Raw genomic sequence first — 14,904 nt, 5'->3', positions numbered from 1 at the left:
TTCCATCGCATCACGCAGTTGCAGGAAACCGCACAATGAGCCACGCCTCCGCCGCCGCACCGTCGCTTGTCCTTGAACGGATGAGTCCCTTCCAGTGGACCGCCATCGCCATCTGCGTGCTGTTGAACATGCTCGATGGCTTCGACGTGATGGTCATGGCCTTCACCGCGCCGCACGTGTCGGCGGACTGGGAACTGTCGGGCAAGGTGCTGGGGCTGATGCTCAGTGCCGGCCTGGTCGGCATGGCGCTGGGTTCGTTCCTGCTGGCGCCGATGGCCGACCGCTGGGGGCGGCGGCCGATGATCGTCTGCTGCCTGCTGATCCTCACCAGTGGCATGGCGCTGTCCGCGCTGGCCGCCGACTCCTGGCAGCTGGGTGCGCTGCGCGTGTACACCGGCATCGGCATCGGCGGCATGCTGGCCGGTGTGGGGGTGATCACCGCCGAGTACGCCAACGCCAAGTGGCGCAGCACCGCAGTCGCGCTGCAGGCCACCGGCTACCCGATCGGTGCGACCGCCGGCGGCCTGCTGGCTGCGTGGATGCTGGAGCACTGGGCCTGGCACAGCGTGTTCCTGATCGGCGCAGTGGCATCGCTGCTGTGCATTCCGCTGGTGCTCAAATGCCTGCCCGAATCGCTGGATTTCCTGGTCGCGCGTCGCCCGGCCAATGCCTTGCCACGCCTGAACGCGCTGCTCTCGCGCATGCGCATGCCGGAGTTGCAGGCGCTGCCGCCAGCGCCGGTGCGCGACGGCCAGCGCCAGGGCTATGCCGCGCTGTTCGTGGGTGACCTGCGCCGCGTCGCGCTGCTGATCGCATTGGCGTTCTTCCTGCACATGTTCGCGTTCTATTTCGTGCTGAGCTGGACGCCGAAGCTGCTGGTCTCGGCCGGCGTGTCGGCGCAGCAGGGCATCACCGGTGGCGTGCTGTTGAACCTCGGGGGAATCGTTGGCGGCAGCCTGTTCGGCTGGCTGGCCTCGCGCTGGTCGCTGTCCAGGCTGACGGCCGGCGCGCTGCTGCTGGCGATGGTCTCGATGCTGGGCTTTGCGGCCTTCAACACGCAGCTGGGCGTGGCCTTCCCGCTGGCCTTCGTGATCGGTGCGGCACTGTTCGCAGCGATGGCCGGTCTGTATGCGGCCGCGCCAGTGGTGTTCGCCGCCGAAGTGCGGACCACCGGCCTGGGCTGGGCCATCGGCATCGGCCGGGTCGGCGCGATCCTCTCGCCGCTCACCGTGGGTGTGCTGGTCGATGGTGGCTGGCAGCCGTCCTCGTTGTACGTGCTGTGCGCTGTGCCGCTGCTGCTGGCGGCATGGGCGTGCCTCGGCCTGCGCGTGGGCGTGGGCCAGAACCGGCGTTGAACCGATGGCCGGAGCACGTCACTCAATGTGCGATTATCGAATCGACTGGCCGAATATCGCATTGACCGCGCGGCGTGCCATGGCGACCATGTCCGGGTCATGTTTTCCCTTCGCAGTGGCCCTGCAGCGTGGCGGTGATGACCGCCGGCAGCCAGGGCAAGGAGCAATGCAGTGATCGACAAGAGCGTGGCCAGCGTGGAAACAGCGGTGGCCGATATCCATGATGGCGCCACCGTGATGATCGGCGGCTTTGGCACGGCCGGCATGCCCGACGAGCTGATCGATGCGCTCATTGCACAGGGTGCGCGCGAGCTGACGATCATCAACAACAATGCCGGCAACGGCGATACCGGCCTGGCTGCGCTTATCAAGCACAAGCGAGTGCGCCGCATCGTCTGCTCCTTCCCGCGCCAGGCCGATTCGCAGCACTTCGACGCGGCCTACCGCGCAGGCGAGATCGAACTGGAGCTGGTACCGCAGGGCAACCTGGCCGCGCGCATCCATGCGGCCGGTTCCGGTCTGGGCGCGGTTTTCACGCCCACCGGCTATGGCACCGAGCTGGCCCAGGGCAAGGAAACGCGCGAGATTGACGGTCGCCACTACGTGCTCGAGTACCCGCTGCATGCCGATTTCGCGCTGATCAAGGCCGATCGCGGCGATCGTTGGGGCAACCTGGTGTACCGCAAGACGGCACGCAACTTCGGCCCGCTGATGGCGATGGCCGCACGCTGCACCATCGTGCAGGTGCGTGAGGTGGTGCCGTTGGGCGAGCTGGATCCGGAGGCCGTGGTCACCCCGGGCATCTTCGTGCAGCGCGTGGTACCGGTGGCCGCAGAAGGAGTGCAGGCATGAACAAGCTCAGCCGCGAACAGATGGCCGCGCGCGTGGCGCGCGATATTCCCGAAGGGGCCTACGTCAACCTGGGCATCGGCCTGCCAACCACAGTGGCCAACTTCCTGCCGGCGGACAAGGAGATACTGCTGCAGTCGGAAAACGGCTTGCTGGGCATGGGCCCGGCACCGGCGCCCGGCCAGGAAGATCCTGACCTGATCAACGCCGGCAAGCAGCCGGTCACGCTGCTCACCGGTGGCTGCTATTTCCACCATGCCGATTCGTTCGCGATGATGCGTGGCGGCCACCTCGACATCTGCGTGCTCGGCGCCTTCCAGGTGTCGGCACACGGTGACCTGGCCAACTGGAGCACCGGCGCCTCCGACGCGATTCCCGCCGTTGGCGGTGCAATGGACCTGGCCATCGGGGCCAAGCAGGTCTTTGTGATGATGGACCTGTTCACCAAGCAGGGTGAAAGCAAGTTGGTGGCCGAATGCAGCTATCCGCTGACCGGCCTGCGCTGCGTGTCGCGCGTGTATACCGATGTGGCGGTGTTCGACCTCGGCGCTGACGGCGCGACCGTGCTGGAAATGGTCGAGGGCGTGGACATCGATCAACTGCGTGAACTGACCGGCCTGCCGCTGGCACTGGCCGAGGGAGCCTGATATGCCCCTGCACGAGACCTATATCGTCGATGGCATCCGTACCCCGATCGGCCGCTACGGCGGCGCGTTGTCCGGCGTGCGCGCCGACGACCTCGGTGCGATTCCGCTGAAGGCACTGCTGGCGCGCCACCCGAAGCTGGACCCGGCGCTGGTGGAGGATGTCTACCTGGGCTGTGCCAACCAGGCCGGTGAGGACAACCGCAACGTCGCGCGCATGAGCCTGCTGCTGGCCGGCCTGCCGGTGAGCGTGCCCGGCAGCACGATCAACCGCCTGTGCGGTTCGGGCCTGGATGCGATCGGTACCGTGGCTCGTGGCATTGCGGCAGGCGAGCTGGGCCTGGCCATTGCTGGCGGCGTCGAATCGATGTCGCGCGCGCCGTTCGTGATGGGCAAGGCAGCCTCGCCGTTTGCCCGCGACCAGCAGATCGAAGACACCACCATGGGCTGGCGCTTCATCAACCCGCGCCTGCGCGAACTGCACGGCGTGGAGACCATGGGCCAGACCGCCGAGAACGTGGCCGAGCGCTACGGCATCAGCCGCGAGGACCAGGATGCATTCGCCCTGCGCAGCCAGCAGCGCACGGCCGCCGCGCAGGCGCGCGGCTTCTTCGACGGTGAGATCGTGGCGGTGGACGTACCGGGCCGCAAACGCGGCGAAACCGTGACCGTCGACCGCGATGAACACCCACGCGGCGACACCACCGCCGAGGCCCTGGCCAAACTGAAGCCGCTGTTCCGGCAGCCGGGCACGGTGACCGCCGGTAATGCGTCGGGCATCAACGATGGCGCCGCTGCGCTGCTGCTGGCCTCAGGTGCGCAGGTGAAGGCGCTGGGGCTGGCCCAGCGTGCGCGCATCCTCGGCTTTGCCAGTGCCGGCGTGGAGCCGGCGATCATGGGCATGGGGCCGGTGCCCGCCAGCCAGAAGCTGATGGCACGGCTGGGCCTGACCATCACCGATTTCGATGCGATCGAACTGAACGAGGCCTTCGCCTCGCAGGGGCTGGCCTGCATGCGCCAACTGGGCCTGGCCGACGATGCCGCGCACGTGAACCCCAACGGCGGTGCCATTGCCCTGGGCCACCCGCTGGGCATGAGTGGCGCGCGCCTGGCGCTGACCCTGCTGCGCCAGCTGGAGGCCAGCGGTGGCCGCCGTGGCCTGGCCACGATGTGCATCGGCGTGGGGCAGGGCGTGGCCCTGGCCATCGAGCGCGTGTGAACCATCCCCTGATTCCGTAATCTCAAGACAGCTGCGGCTTCCGGCCGCTCGCCAACAGGAGTACGCCATGAGCGATCCCACCCAACTGCGCGGCTACCGCAAGCCGTACCCCGGCAGCCAGCCGCCGCGCATCCACCTGCCGTACGCCTCCACTGCGCTGCGCGGCCCGGGAACCGACCCGATCGCCATCCCGGTGACGCTCTCGGAAGTGACCGGTCCGAGCATCAACCGCATCACCCTGGGGGAGCATGCCGCCGACCTGACCGCCGGCTTCCCCGGGCAGCCGCAGGGCGAGCGCATCATCGTCAGCGGCCGCGTGCTGGACGAGAACGGCCGCCCGGTGCGCAACACCGTGGTCGAGGTGTGGCAGTGCAATGCCGCCGGCCGCTACCTGCACAAGGGTGACCAGCACGATGCGCCGCTGGATCCGAACTTCACGGGCACCGGCCAGGTGCTGACCGACAGCGAAGGCCGCTACCGCTTCACCACCATCAAGCCGGGTGCGTATCCGTGGCGCAACCACTACAACGCCTGGCGCCCGGCACACATCCATTTCTCGCTGCATGGCGATGGCATCGGCCAGCGTCTGGTCACGCAGATGTATTTCCCCAACGATCCGCTGCTGGCGTTCGATCCGATCTACAACTGCTTGGATGACACCAAGGCGCGCGAGCGCATGGTGTCCTCGTTCGACTGGGAAAACACCGTCAACGAATTCGCACTGGGTTACCGCTTCGACATCGTGCTGCGCGGTCGCAAGATGACCGTCTGGGAGTAAGACCATGAGTTTCCAATCCACTCCGTGGCAGACCGTGGGCCCGTACTACCGCTTGGGTCTGGAACCGCTGTACCGCACCGGGATCGCTCCGGCCACTGCGCAGGGCGAGCGCGTGGACGTGCAGGGCCAGGTGTTTGATGGCAATGGCGTGCCGGTATCCGATGCCGTGCTGGAAATCTGGCAGGCCGACGCACAAGGCATCTACGCCCACGGCGAAGACCCGCGCCGTGACGACCACGATCCGGCCTTCGATGGCTGGGGCCGCGTGCCAACCGACGACCAGGGCCGCTTTGCCTTCACCACCGTCAAGCCGGGCCGCGTGCCGGGCCTGCGTGGCGAGCCGCAGGCACCGCACCTGGTGGTGCTGGTGTTCATGCGCGGCCTGCTGCAGGCCACCCGTGCACGCATCTACTTCAGTGACGAAGCGAGCAACGTCGAGGACGGCATCCTCGCGCTGGTGCCGGTCGAACGCCGTCACACCCTGATCGCGCAGGCGCAGGGCAAGGGGCTGTACCACTGGGACGTGCGCATGCAGGGCCCGGATGAGACGGTGTTCTTCGCTTACTGATCGCGGCGCGCCCGGCGCGCCCGGCGCGCCCGGCGCGCCCGGCGCGCCTTCCGGCCACTCCACGCCCGCGTTCTGCGAGCGCGGGTAAGCTGTGGTCACCCATGATGGACTGCACCGATGAGCCACTCCCCAACGCTGCTGGGCGGTCTGTTCGGCGACCCCGCTGTCGACGCTGAGTTCACCGATGAGGCGCGCCTGCAGGCGATGCTGGATGTCGAACGCGCCCTGGCGCGCGCGCAGGTGCAGTGTGGGGTGATTCCCGCCGCCGCGCAGGCACCGATCGAAGCGGCCTGCAGTGCTGATCTGTATTCGCTGCCGTCGCTATCGGCAGCCACTGCCCTGGCGGGCAATCCGGCCATTCCGCTGGTCAAGGCACTCACCGCGCAGGTCAAGGCGAACGATGCCGAGGCCGCGCGCTGGGTGCACTGGGGCGCCACCAGCCAGGACATCATCGATACCGGCGCGGTGTTGCAGCTGCGCGCGGCAGTCAGCCAGGTGCAGGCGCGCCTGCAGGTGCTGTGCACGGCGCTGGCGCAGTTGGCCGAGGCCGAGCGTGGCACTGGTCTGCCCGGGCGCACGCTGTTGCAGCAGGCGGTGCCGGTGACCTTCGGTCTGAAGGCCGCAGGTTGGCTCGATGCCCTGCAACGCAGCCAGCGTCGTCTGGCTGCCTTGGCCGCAGACACCCTGGTGCTGCAGTTCGGCGGCGCCGCCGGTACCCTGGCGTCGCTGCAGACGCGCGGGCTGGATGTGGCCGAAGCCTTGGCTGCTGAGCTGCAGTTGCCGCTGCCGGCATTGCCCTGGCATACCGCGCGTGACCGCGTTGCCGAGTTCGGCAGCGTGTTCGCCCTGCTGACCGGCAGCCTCGGCAAGATCGCCACCGACATCGTGCTGCTGATGCAGTCCGAAGTGGCCGAAGCCTTCGAGCCGGCGGGCGAGGGCAAGGGCGGTTCCTCGGCGATGCCGCACAAGCGCAATCCGGTGGGCTGCGTGGCTGCCATCGCCGCCTCCACGCGCGTCCCCGGCCTGCTGTCCACGCTGTTCACTGCCATGCCGCAGCCGCACGAGCGCGCAGCGGGCCAATGGCACGCCGAATGGGACACCGTGCCCGAGATCGTGCGCCTGTGTGCCGGCAGCCTGGCCCAGGTTCTTGTGGTGGTGCAGGGCCTGCAGCTGGACCGTGAACGCATGCAGCAGCATCTGGACAGCCACGGTGGCCTGCTTTACGCCGAAGCCGTTGCGGTCACCCTGGGCGAGCGCATCGGCAAGCCCGCCGCACATGCCCTGGTGGAACAAGCGGCCAGGCAGGCGCTTGCGCAATCGCAGCACCTGCGCGTGGTGCTGGGGCAGATGCCCGAGGTCACCACGCAGCTTTCCGCCGCACATCTGGATGCCCTGTTCGCTGCCGACAGCTGGCGCGGCATGGCCGATACCTGGATCGACCGCGTGCTCGCGCGCGGCTGATCCCTACGTTCAACGCTGGAGCACGCATGCCATTCCTCGACCTTACGCAGCATCGCCTGCATTACCAGACCGAGGGCCGTGCCGACGGTCCTTGGCTGACCTTCTGCAATTCGCTGGGTACCGATCTGGGCATGTGGCAGCCGCAGGTGGATGCGCTCGCCTCGCAGTACCGCATCCTGCGCTATGACCGTCGCGGCCATGGCCAGTCCAGCACACCGCCAGGGCTGTACAGCATTGACGATCTGGGCGCCGATGTACTGGCCCTGTGGGACCACCTGGACATCGAACGCAGCCATTTCTGCGGGCTGTCGATCGGCGGCCTGACCGGGCAGTGGCTGGGCGTGCATGCCGGCAGCCGGCTGCACACGCTCACGGTGGCTGCCACCGCAGCGAAGATCGGCACGCTTGAAAGCTGGCAGGCACGCATCGCCCAGGTCCAGCACGATGGCCTGTTGCCGCTGGTCGATGGCACCCGCGAACGCTGGTTCACCGCCGCCTTCGCGCAGACCCATGCCAGCCAGGTGGAAGACATCCTGCAGCGCTTCCTCGCCACCAGCGTGGCGGGCTATGCCGGCTGCTGCAACGCCGTGGGCACGGCCGACTTCCGTGATGCGCTGGGCCGCATTGGCGTGCCGCTGCTGGCCATTGCCGGCGAGGATGACCCGGTGTGCCCATCCGCCGACCTGCAGGCGATTGCAGGCAGCGTGGTGCAGGGCGCTTATGCCGGCGTCGCTGGCCGCCACATCTGCAACCTGGAATCGCCGCAGGCATTCACTTCCGCACTGGCCGCGCATCTTTCGGCGCAGCACTGATTCCGCACAACAGGTAGATCACGATGGACGAACAGGAACGCTACGAAGCCGGCCTTGCGGTGCGCCGCCAGGTATTGGGTGAGGCACACGTCGAACGCTCGCTGCAGGCGCGCAGCGACTTCACCACCGAATTCCAGGAATTCATCACGCGCACGGCGTGGGGCACGGTGTGGACGCGCGACGGCCTGCCGCGGCATACGCGCTCGCTGCTGACCATCGTGATGATGGTGGCGCTGGGCCATGACGAGGAGTTCAAGCTGCATATCCGTGCCGCCCGCAACAATGGCGTGACGCCGGAGGAAATCAAGGAAGCGCTGCTGCAGGCCGCGATCTACTGCGGCGTGCCTGCGGCCAACCACGCGTTCGCGCTGGCCAAGCCGATCCTTGAAGAGCAGGCGTCCGAGCGCTGATACGGAATCCGCCGGGCATGGCCCGGCGCTACCACAGCGCGGCCCCGGTAGCGCCGGGCCATGCCCGGCGGCTTTGCCTCAATTCAACAACGTGCCCAACCGCTGTGCGGCTTCGCGCAGGCGCGGCAACAGCTGGGTCTGCATCACGCCCAGACCGATACGGCCCGCCTGGGTGCCGATGTTCAGCGCGGCCACGACATCGCCGCTGCGCGAACGCACTGGCACGGCGATCGAGCGCAGGCCGATCTCCAGTTCCTGGTCGACCAGCGATACGCCTTCGCGGCGCACCTTTTCCAGCAGGTCGAGGAAGTCATCCATGCGGGTGACCGTGCGTTCGGTGCGCGGCCGCAGCGGGTTGCGTTCAAGGTAGCCTTCCAGCGTGTCGCGCGGCAACGAGGCCAGCAGCACGCGGCCCATCGAGGTGCAGTAGGCTGGCAGGCGGCTGCCCGCGCGCAGGCCGATCGACATGATGCGTACCGTTTCCGCGCGCGCCACGTACAGGATGTCATCGCCATCAAGCACGCCCAGCGAGCAGGATTCGTGCACGGCATCGCGCAGGGCATCCAGCACCGGTTGTGCAGCAGCGGTCATCGACGACGACGCGACATAGGCGCCGCCCATGCCCAGCACGCGCGGCAGCAGCACGTAGCCGCGGCCCTGCTCACCCACGTAGCCAAGTTTTTCCAGCGTGTACAGCACGCGCCGTACCGCAGCGCGGGAAATGCCGGTATCGCTGCTGATCTGCGACATCGTCACTTCGCGCGGGTGCTGCGAGAACACGCTCAGCACGGCCAGGCCGCGGCCGAGCGACGTCATGAAGTCCGGATCGCCCTGGTTGTCCTGGATCTGCTGCATCAGCTCATGGGCCAGGCCGCGATCCTGCGGTGGTGCAGGGGGGCGCTTGGGTCGACGGCTGGGAGGAACGACAGGCATGGCAGCAGCTTTCATCGGGTTCGACCTCGCATGGTAAGGGCTCGAACCAGCAACCGGTACCCACGCGACGCAGCCTGCGAGGCTGCGCCGCGTGGCGCCGGTCACTTGCGCTCGGGCAGCGCGTAGGCGATCACGTAGTCGCCACGGTCCGGTGACTGGCGTGCGCCACCGGCGGAAATCACCACGTACTGGCGACCGGTCTTCGGCGAGACGTAGGTCATCGGCGTGCCCTGGCTGCCGACCGGCATGCGGGCCTTCCACACTTCCTCGCCGGTGCGGCTGTCATAGGCGCGAAGGTAGTAATCCTGCGTACCGGCGAAGAACAGCAGGCCCGACTGCGTGGCCAGCGAACCGCCCAGGGTCGGCATGCCGATCGGAATCGGCAGGCCCATCTTGATACCCATCGGCCCGGTGTCCTTCACCGTGCCCACCGGCACCTGCCAGACCAGCTGGCGGGTGGCCAGGTTGATCGCCGACATCGTGCCGAACGGTGGTTTTTGGCAGGGAATGCCCAGCTTGGACAGGAATCGGTCGCGCAGCGAGCCGTACGGCGTGCCGGTCTGCGAGGCCGCACCCATCTCCACGCCACCGTCGCCGCTGGTCATCTGCGCACGCGGGATCAGCTTGGTCCACAGGCCCAGGCGCATGTCATTGACGAACAGGTAGCCGGTGGTGGGGTCGACCGAGGCGCTGCCCCAGTTCATGCCACCCAGCGAGCCGGGCCACTGCAGCGCGAGGTCTTCGCCCGGCGGCGTGTACATGCCGTCGTAGCGGAACTGCTTGAACTGGATGCGGCACAGCATCTGGTCGATCGGGGTCGCGCCCCACATGTCCGACTCGGTCAGCGTCTGCGCGCCGATCTGCGGCAGGCCCACCGACAGCGGCTGGGTGGCGGCATAGCGTTCGCCCTGCGCATTGCCCTGCGGCGCGGGGATGTTGCGCACTTCGCTGATCGGCACGCCGGTCTGGCGGTTGAGCATGAAGATCTGCCCGGCCTTGGTGATCTGCAGCAGGGCCGGCAGCGTGCCGCCCTTGCCGTCGGGCACGTCGGTCAGGGTCGGCTGCGCGGGCAGGTCGTAATCCCACAGATCGTGGTGCACGGTCTGGTAGACCCAGCGCTCCTTGCCGGTGGCCACGTCCAGCGCGACCACTGCCGAACTGTACTTGTCATCCTGCGGGGTGCGCTCGCCGGCCCACTGGTCCGGGGTGGTGTTGCCGGTGGGCAGGTAGACCAGGCCCAGCTGCGGGTCATAGGCCATCGAGGTCCACACGTTCGGCGTGGCGCGCGTGTAGTGGATCGACGGATCCAGCGGCACATCCGGGGTTTCCCTGGAAAGATCCCAGACCCAGGCCAGTGCGCCGGTGCGCACGTTGTAGGCACGCACCACGCCGGACGGCTCACCCACTTCGATGTTGTCGGCCACACGGCCACCGACCACGATCAGTTCGCCCGCCACCAACGGTGCGGCGGTGAGGGTGTAGAAGCCCGGCTTGATCTCGCCCATGCCGACCTTCAGGTCGACCACGCCGTTGCTGCCGAAGTCCGGGCACAGCGCACCGGTCTTCGCATCCAGCGCAAACAGGCGCGCATCGATGGAGGTCATCAGGATGCGCTTCTCGCACAGCGCCGGGCCCGTGCTGGCCGTCTCGTTGGCCGGCAGCGGCGCGGGTACCGGAGCTGCTGCATCTGCAGCAGACGGTGCGGTGGTTGCGTCGAAATAGCCCAGCCCGCGGCAGCGTTGCCAGTTCGGCGCGGTGGCCTTTGGGTCGAAGGCCCAGCGCTGCTTGCCGGAGTCGGCATCGATGGCGATCACCTGGTTGTGCGGCGTGCACAGGAACAGGCTGTCGCCAATCTGCAGCGGGGTGTTCTGGTCCTCGGCACCAAAGCCGTTGCTTTCCGGCACATCGCCGGTGCGCGCGGTCCAGGCAACCTGCAGTTCCTTCACGTTGGCCGGGGTGATCTGGTCCAGCGCGGCAAAGCGGGTGCCGGCGGTGGTGTTGCCCCAGTGCATCCAGTCGCGCTGTTCAGCACCCTTGGCCACCGGCACCACCGGTGGCGGCGTGCCCTGTGCGGTCTGCACCGGGCGCGGCTGGAACGCCGACACCGCAGTGCCCAGCAGGCCAACCAGCAGCACGGCCGCCACCCCATAGGCGCCGCGACCGGCAACCTGGCCTCGGCTGCGGCGCAGCACCGGCCAGGCCAGGGCGACCAGCAGGGCCAGCACCGCCGGCATCACCAGCCGCGACACCAACGGCCAGAAATTCCAGCCCGCATCCACCAGCGCCCACAGCAACGTGGCCACGAAAGCCAGACCGTAGAGCAGGGCACCGTTCGGCCGGCGCATCACCAGCAGTACGCCGGCAATCGCTGACACCGCGCCCATCAGCAGGAAATACCAGCTGCCCCCCAGCAGTGCCAAGCGAACACCGCCGACCAGCAGAGCCAGGCCGAACAGGGTCACCAGGATGCCGAGCAGGACCACCAGCACACGGCACAGGGCCGGAACTCTCGTCGTCTCGTCCACGTTGCATGAACCTCATTGCGAAAAACCCGCGCGGAGGCGGGGAAGCCCCGCGCGCGCCAAGCGTGGCGGGGGCCAACGGTATCCCTGGCGGCTGCGGGCCGTGACGGCGGGCAGGCGTCGGCCTGCTTATGCCGCAGGCTGGGTGAATGACCGGTTAGGGCGATTATCGCACGCATGTGCGATTTTGGTGTGATGCTCCACGGCGCCATCGGTGGAACGCAGCGGCGCAGCGGCGCAGTGGTGCCGGGAACGGGCAGGCCACGGGCGAACCGGTTACCCTATGCCGCCATACAAGCTGGTAGCTGCAATGACCGACGCCACCGTGGCCGTCCCCGCCTGGGCCTCGCGCCTGCGCGACATCGCTGATTTCCCGAAGCCGGGCATCCTGTTCAAGGACATCATGCCGCTGCTCGCTCACAGCGAGGACTTCCGTGGCGCGATCGTGGCGATGGCTGATCGCTGGCGCGATCAGAAGCTGGACGCGGTGGTCGGCATCGAATCGCGCGGCTTCATCCTCGGTGCGGCGATGGCGCTGGAACTGGGCGTGGGCTTCGTGCCGGTGCGCAAGCCGGGCAAACTGCCGGGCAAGGTGCTGCGCGAGGAATACACCCTGGAATACCGCAGCGACTGCATTGAAGTGCATGCCGACGCGTTGCCGGCCGGTGCGCGCGTGGCGATCATCGATGACGTGCTGGCAACCGGCGGTACGCTGGTTGCTGCGTTGTCGCTGGTGCGCCGCCTGGGCGTGGAAGTCGTCGGCGCCGGCGTGCTGGTCGAGCTGGACGGCCTGGGTGGCCGTGGCCGCTGGGAAGCGGATCTGCCGCTGCACACCGAACTGGTGTTCTGATTTCGCAGGTGCCAACCAAGGTTGGCATCTACCCGAGCGAGTCGCGGCAAACCGGTAGTTGCCAACCTTGGTTGGCACCGGATGGATGGGCCAACCAAGGTTGGCCACTACCAGGTCATGTCGCTGCCAACCGCGATTGGCAGCGCTCCTTCAATCACATCATCCGCACGCGGAATCGTCGGCCCTTGATCTTGCCGGCTTCCAGCTTCGCCACCGCCTTGTTGACCTGCTCGCGGGCGATCGCCACGTAGGAACGGGTCGGGAAGATCGCGATCTTCCCGATGAACTTGGCCGACAGGCCGGCGTCACCGGTGAGTGCGCCGAGGATGTCGCCCGCGCGCAGCTTGTCGGTCTTGCCGCCATCGATACGCAGGGTGCGCATCGCCGCCTGCGGCAGCTCGGCCGGGCGCGATGTCGCCAGCGGCGTCTTCTGCCAATCCAGCGGCTCGCCGCGCTGCGCTTCGATGGCGTCTGCGCGGTTCTTTTCACGGCCTGCCACCAGGCTGATCGCCAGGCCACTGGCGCCGGCACGACCAGTACGGCCGACACGGTGCTGGTAGCTCTCGACGTCGGTCGGCAGCTCGTAGTTGATCACCGCGGCCAGCTCTTCCACATCCAGCCCGCGTGCGGCGACGTCGCTGGCAACCAGCACGTTGCAGCTGCGGTTGGCCAGGCGCAGCAGCACTTCCTCACGGTCGCGCTGCTCCATGTCGCCATGCAGGGCGAGCGCGGAGAAACCGAACTGCTGCAGCGAGTTGGCCACTTCGTCCACGTCCTTGCGGGTGTTGCAGAACACCACGGCCGATTCGGGCGTGTACTTCAGCAGCAGGCCAGCCAGCGCCTTCTGCCGGTGGGCCGGTTCGACCTCGCAGAACAGATGGCGGATGGCCGGCGCCTGGTCGGCGCCTTCCACGGTCACTTCCACGGCATCGCGCAGCAGGTCGCGGGCCATGGCGCGGATGGTGTCGGGGAAGGTGGCCGAGAACAGCAGGCTCTGGCGATCGCGGTGGGTGCGGCCGGCGATCTCACGGATCGGTTCTTCGAAGCCCATGTCGAGCATGCGGTCCGCTTCGTCCAGCACCAGCGTGCGCACGGCGCCCAGATTCAGCGCGCGCTTGCGCGCCAGTTCCTGCACGCGGCCGGGCGTGCCGACCACCACGTGCGGATCGTGGCTTTCCAGCGAGGCCAGCTGCGGGCCCAGCGGCGTGCCGCCGGTCAGCAGCAGCAGCTTCAGGTTGGGGATGCCGGTGGCCAGCTTGCGGATCTGCTTGGCCACCTGGTCGGCCAGCTCGCGGGTGGGGCACAGCACCAGCCCCTGCACGCGGATCAGGCTGGGGTCGATGGACTGCAGCAGGCCCAGGCCGAAGGCGGCGGTCTTGCCGCTGCCGGTCGGGGCTTGGGCGATGACATCGCGGCCATCGAGGATGGCGGGCAGGCTCTGCGCCTGGATCGGCGTGAGGGTGGTGTAGCCGAGGGCATCCAGGCCGGGCTGCAGGGCCGGGCTCAGCGGCAGGGTCGAGAAGTCAGTCATGGCGCATTGTACCTGTGCGCGCGCCCGGTCCCGCCGCCGTTCACGATTGAGGGGCGCCCGGTAGCGGCCGACCTTGGTCGGCACCTTGGCCGAGCGTCCCCTCAGGCCAGTCCGAGGGCCACCAGCCGATCAGCCATCGCCTGCAACTGCTCCGGGGTGGCCGGCTTTCCCGCAGCCGTGGGCTCCAGCAGCAGCTGGTGGAACCACGGGTTGGCGTGCTGTGTATCGAAGTCGAACGAACAGGTCGCCTGCTCGCCCATCACCGCCTGCACGATCCCGATCAGCGTGTCTTCGGCTTCGTCGACGTTGCCCGGCCCATAGCGATCATCCAGCAGGCGCAACGGGATCGGCAGCAGTGTGGGAGATACGGGCATGCCCCGAGTCTAACGATCCACGTTGGACAGGAGCAGGAGGAGACTCAGGCCGCGTCAACATGGAACTGGATCAGGCCGCAGTGCAGGCACTCGAACGTGTAGAAGCCGATATCTGCACCGGGCACGTAGTCGCTGGCGAGCTCCAGCCAAACCGCTTTGTCGGCGTCATTGGTCGTGCACCATGCCGCGATGGTCGCTGCCGAGGCCTGACTCACCTGTTCCATGGTGGCGTCGCCCAGGAAGCGGCAGACATCGCTGCAATGTGCCAGCCATTTTTCCCCTTGAAAGCTGACATAGCCTGGCGTGCGCAGGGACAGCTCTTCCAAAGCGGTTTCGGGTACTTCTTGGTCGACGTCCAGACTGCAGGCAAATGCCACACCCAGTGCCGACGCTGCACGGCCATCGGCAATGCACCAAGGGCAGATCTGCTCTGAATAATCTTCGCGCCCTGCGTGGATGGCATCGCGCAGGTACACGTATCCACGCGCTTGCTGGCAGACCCTGCAGGCAGCCGAGGACGGCCCCACGTTGCCCGTCGCAACCGGGTCCGGGTGGTAGCGGAAGTTTGGAAAGTCATTGATGCTCATGGCGTCCATCC

15 protein-coding genes are annotated in these 14,904 nt (G+C 67.8%); 10 read left to right on the top strand and 5 right to left on the bottom strand.

Annotated features, from left to right (window positions below):
* Positions 1 to 35 precede the first annotated feature (35 nt).
* The 9 genes from HFK18_RS19095 (at position 36) to pcaC (ending at position 8,096) form a co-directional block, all read left to right on the top strand.
* A complete protein-coding gene (locus HFK18_RS19095) occupies positions 36 to 1,355 on the top strand; it encodes an MFS transporter (RefSeq protein WP_180167502.1) in 1,320 nt (439 codons plus the stop codon).
* Between the two features lie 171 nt (positions 1,356 to 1,526).
* Positions 1,527 to 2,207 carry a 3-oxoacid CoA-transferase subunit A gene (locus HFK18_RS19090; protein ID WP_180167501.1) on the top strand — a complete coding sequence of 227 codons (681 nt, stop codon included), beginning with the start codon at positions 1,527 to 1,529 and terminating at the stop codon, positions 2,205 to 2,207.
* Complete coding sequence (locus HFK18_RS19085) at positions 2,204 to 2,851, top strand: 3-oxoacid CoA-transferase subunit B (RefSeq protein WP_025875091.1); 648 nt, start codon at positions 2,204 to 2,206, stop codon at positions 2,849 to 2,851. Before HFK18_RS19090 ends, HFK18_RS19085 begins: the two co-directional genes overlap by 4 nt.
* 7 nt (positions 2,852 to 2,858) lie before the next feature.
* A complete protein-coding gene (gene pcaF, locus HFK18_RS19080) occupies positions 2,859 to 4,067 on the top strand; it encodes a 3-oxoadipyl-CoA thiolase (protein WP_180167626.1) in 1,209 nt (402 codons plus the stop codon).
* Positions 4,068 to 4,134: 67 nt separating this feature from the next.
* Positions 4,135 to 4,845 (top strand): protocatechuate 3,4-dioxygenase subunit beta, encoded by a 711-nt coding sequence (gene pcaH, locus HFK18_RS19075; RefSeq protein WP_180167500.1) that lies wholly within the window; start codon positions 4,135 to 4,137, stop codon positions 4,843 to 4,845.
* Between the two features lie 4 nt (positions 4,846 to 4,849).
* Positions 4,850 to 5,413 carry a protocatechuate 3,4-dioxygenase subunit alpha gene (pcaG, locus tag HFK18_RS19070; protein ID WP_180167499.1) on the top strand — a complete coding sequence of 188 codons (564 nt, stop codon included), beginning with the start codon at positions 4,850 to 4,852 and terminating at the stop codon, positions 5,411 to 5,413.
* A gap of 117 nt (positions 5,414 to 5,530) precedes the next feature.
* Complete coding sequence (locus HFK18_RS19065) at positions 5,531 to 6,874, top strand: 3-carboxy-cis,cis-muconate cycloisomerase (RefSeq protein WP_180167498.1); 1,344 nt, start codon at positions 5,531 to 5,533, stop codon at positions 6,872 to 6,874.
* A 26-nt stretch (positions 6,875 to 6,900) separates the two neighbouring features.
* Positions 6,901 to 7,686, top strand: a complete 786-nt coding sequence (gene pcaD, locus HFK18_RS19060; RefSeq protein ID WP_180167497.1) for a 3-oxoadipate enol-lactonase — start codon at positions 6,901 to 6,903, stop codon at positions 7,684 to 7,686.
* Positions 7,687 to 7,709: 23 nt separating this feature from the next.
* Positions 7,710 to 8,096, top strand: a complete 387-nt coding sequence (pcaC, locus tag HFK18_RS19055) for a 4-carboxymuconolactone decarboxylase (protein ID WP_180167496.1) — start codon at positions 7,710 to 7,712, stop codon at positions 8,094 to 8,096.
* A gap of 78 nt (positions 8,097 to 8,174) precedes the next feature.
* On the opposite strand, the gene HFK18_RS19050 is transcribed toward pcaC, so the two are convergent.
* Entirely contained in the window at positions 8,175 to 9,029 is an 855-nt protein-coding gene (locus HFK18_RS19050; protein ID WP_180167495.1) for an IclR family transcriptional regulator C-terminal domain-containing protein, read from the bottom strand.
* A 101-nt stretch (positions 9,030 to 9,130) separates the two neighbouring features.
* Complete coding sequence (locus HFK18_RS19045) at positions 9,131 to 11,554, bottom strand: membrane-bound PQQ-dependent dehydrogenase, glucose/quinate/shikimate family (RefSeq protein WP_180167494.1); 2,424 nt, start codon at positions 11,552 to 11,554, stop codon at positions 9,131 to 9,133.
* A 307-nt stretch (positions 11,555 to 11,861) separates the two neighbouring features.
* On the opposite strand from HFK18_RS19045, the gene HFK18_RS19040 reads away from it, so the two are divergent.
* Entirely contained in the window at positions 11,862 to 12,401 is a 540-nt protein-coding gene (locus HFK18_RS19040; RefSeq protein WP_180167493.1) for an adenine phosphoribosyltransferase, read from the top strand.
* A 154-nt stretch (positions 12,402 to 12,555) separates the two neighbouring features.
* Here HFK18_RS19040 and dbpA read toward each other — a convergent pair whose 3' ends face one another.
* The 3 genes from dbpA to HFK18_RS19025 all read right to left on the bottom strand — a co-directional run bounded on the left by dbpA (position 12,556) and on the right by HFK18_RS19025 (position 14,893).
* The gene (gene dbpA / locus HFK18_RS19035; protein ID WP_089240500.1) at positions 12,556 to 13,932 is read right to left on the bottom strand and encodes an ATP-dependent RNA helicase DbpA; all 1,377 of its coding nucleotides are present in this window, start codon (positions 13,930 to 13,932) and stop codon (positions 12,556 to 12,558) included.
* 101 nt (positions 13,933 to 14,033) lie between these two features.
* Complete coding sequence (locus HFK18_RS19030; protein ID WP_180167492.1) at positions 14,034 to 14,306, bottom strand: hypothetical protein; 273 nt, start codon at positions 14,304 to 14,306, stop codon at positions 14,034 to 14,036.
* 44 nt (positions 14,307 to 14,350) lie between these two features.
* A complete protein-coding gene (locus tag HFK18_RS19025; RefSeq protein WP_180167491.1) occupies positions 14,351 to 14,893 on the bottom strand; it encodes a CbrC family protein in 543 nt (180 codons plus the stop codon).
* Between the last annotated feature and the right edge of the window lie 11 nt (positions 14,894 to 14,904).

It is taken from the genome of Stenotrophomonas sp. SbOxS2, assembly GCF_013416715.1.
Lineage (GTDB): Bacteria > Pseudomonadota > Gammaproteobacteria > Xanthomonadales > Xanthomonadaceae > Stenotrophomonas > Stenotrophomonas lactitubi.
Note: the sequence above shows the minus strand (reverse complement) of the source record. Positions and strands in the feature narration are given on the sequence as shown.

Coding starts and splice junctions, on each gene's coding strand:
- pcaH (WP_180167500.1), top strand. CDS start 4,135: ATGAGCGATCCCACCCAACTGCGCGGCTACCGCAAGCCGTACCCCGGC.
- pcaC (WP_180167496.1), top strand. CDS start 7,710: ATGGACGAACAGGAACGCTACGAAGCCGGCCTTGCGGTGCGCCGCCAG.
- HFK18_RS19065 (WP_180167498.1), top strand. CDS start 5,531: ATGAGCCACTCCCCAACGCTGCTGGGCGGTCTGTTCGGCGACCCCGCT.
- pcaG (WP_180167499.1), top strand. CDS start 4,850: ATGAGTTTCCAATCCACTCCGTGGCAGACCGTGGGCCCGTACTACCGC.
- HFK18_RS19050 (WP_180167495.1), bottom strand. CDS start 9,029: ATGCCTGTCGTTCCTCCCAGCCGTCGACCCAAGCGCCCCCCTGCACCA.
- HFK18_RS19040 (WP_180167493.1), top strand. CDS start 11,862: ATGACCGACGCCACCGTGGCCGTCCCCGCCTGGGCCTCGCGCCTGCGC.
- dbpA (WP_089240500.1), bottom strand. CDS start 13,932: ATGACTGACTTCTCGACCCTGCCGCTGAGCCCGGCCCTGCAGCCCGGC.
- pcaD (WP_180167497.1), top strand. CDS start 6,901: ATGCCATTCCTCGACCTTACGCAGCATCGCCTGCATTACCAGACCGAG.
- HFK18_RS19085 (WP_025875091.1), top strand. CDS start 2,204: ATGAACAAGCTCAGCCGCGAACAGATGGCCGCGCGCGTGGCGCGCGAT.
- HFK18_RS19030 (WP_180167492.1), bottom strand. CDS start 14,306: ATGCCCGTATCTCCCACACTGCTGCCGATCCCGTTGCGCCTGCTGGAT.
- HFK18_RS19025 (WP_180167491.1), bottom strand. CDS start 14,893: ATGAGCATCAATGACTTTCCAAACTTCCGCTACCACCCGGACCCGGTT.
- HFK18_RS19095 (WP_180167502.1), top strand. CDS start 36: ATGAGCCACGCCTCCGCCGCCGCACCGTCGCTTGTCCTTGAACGGATG.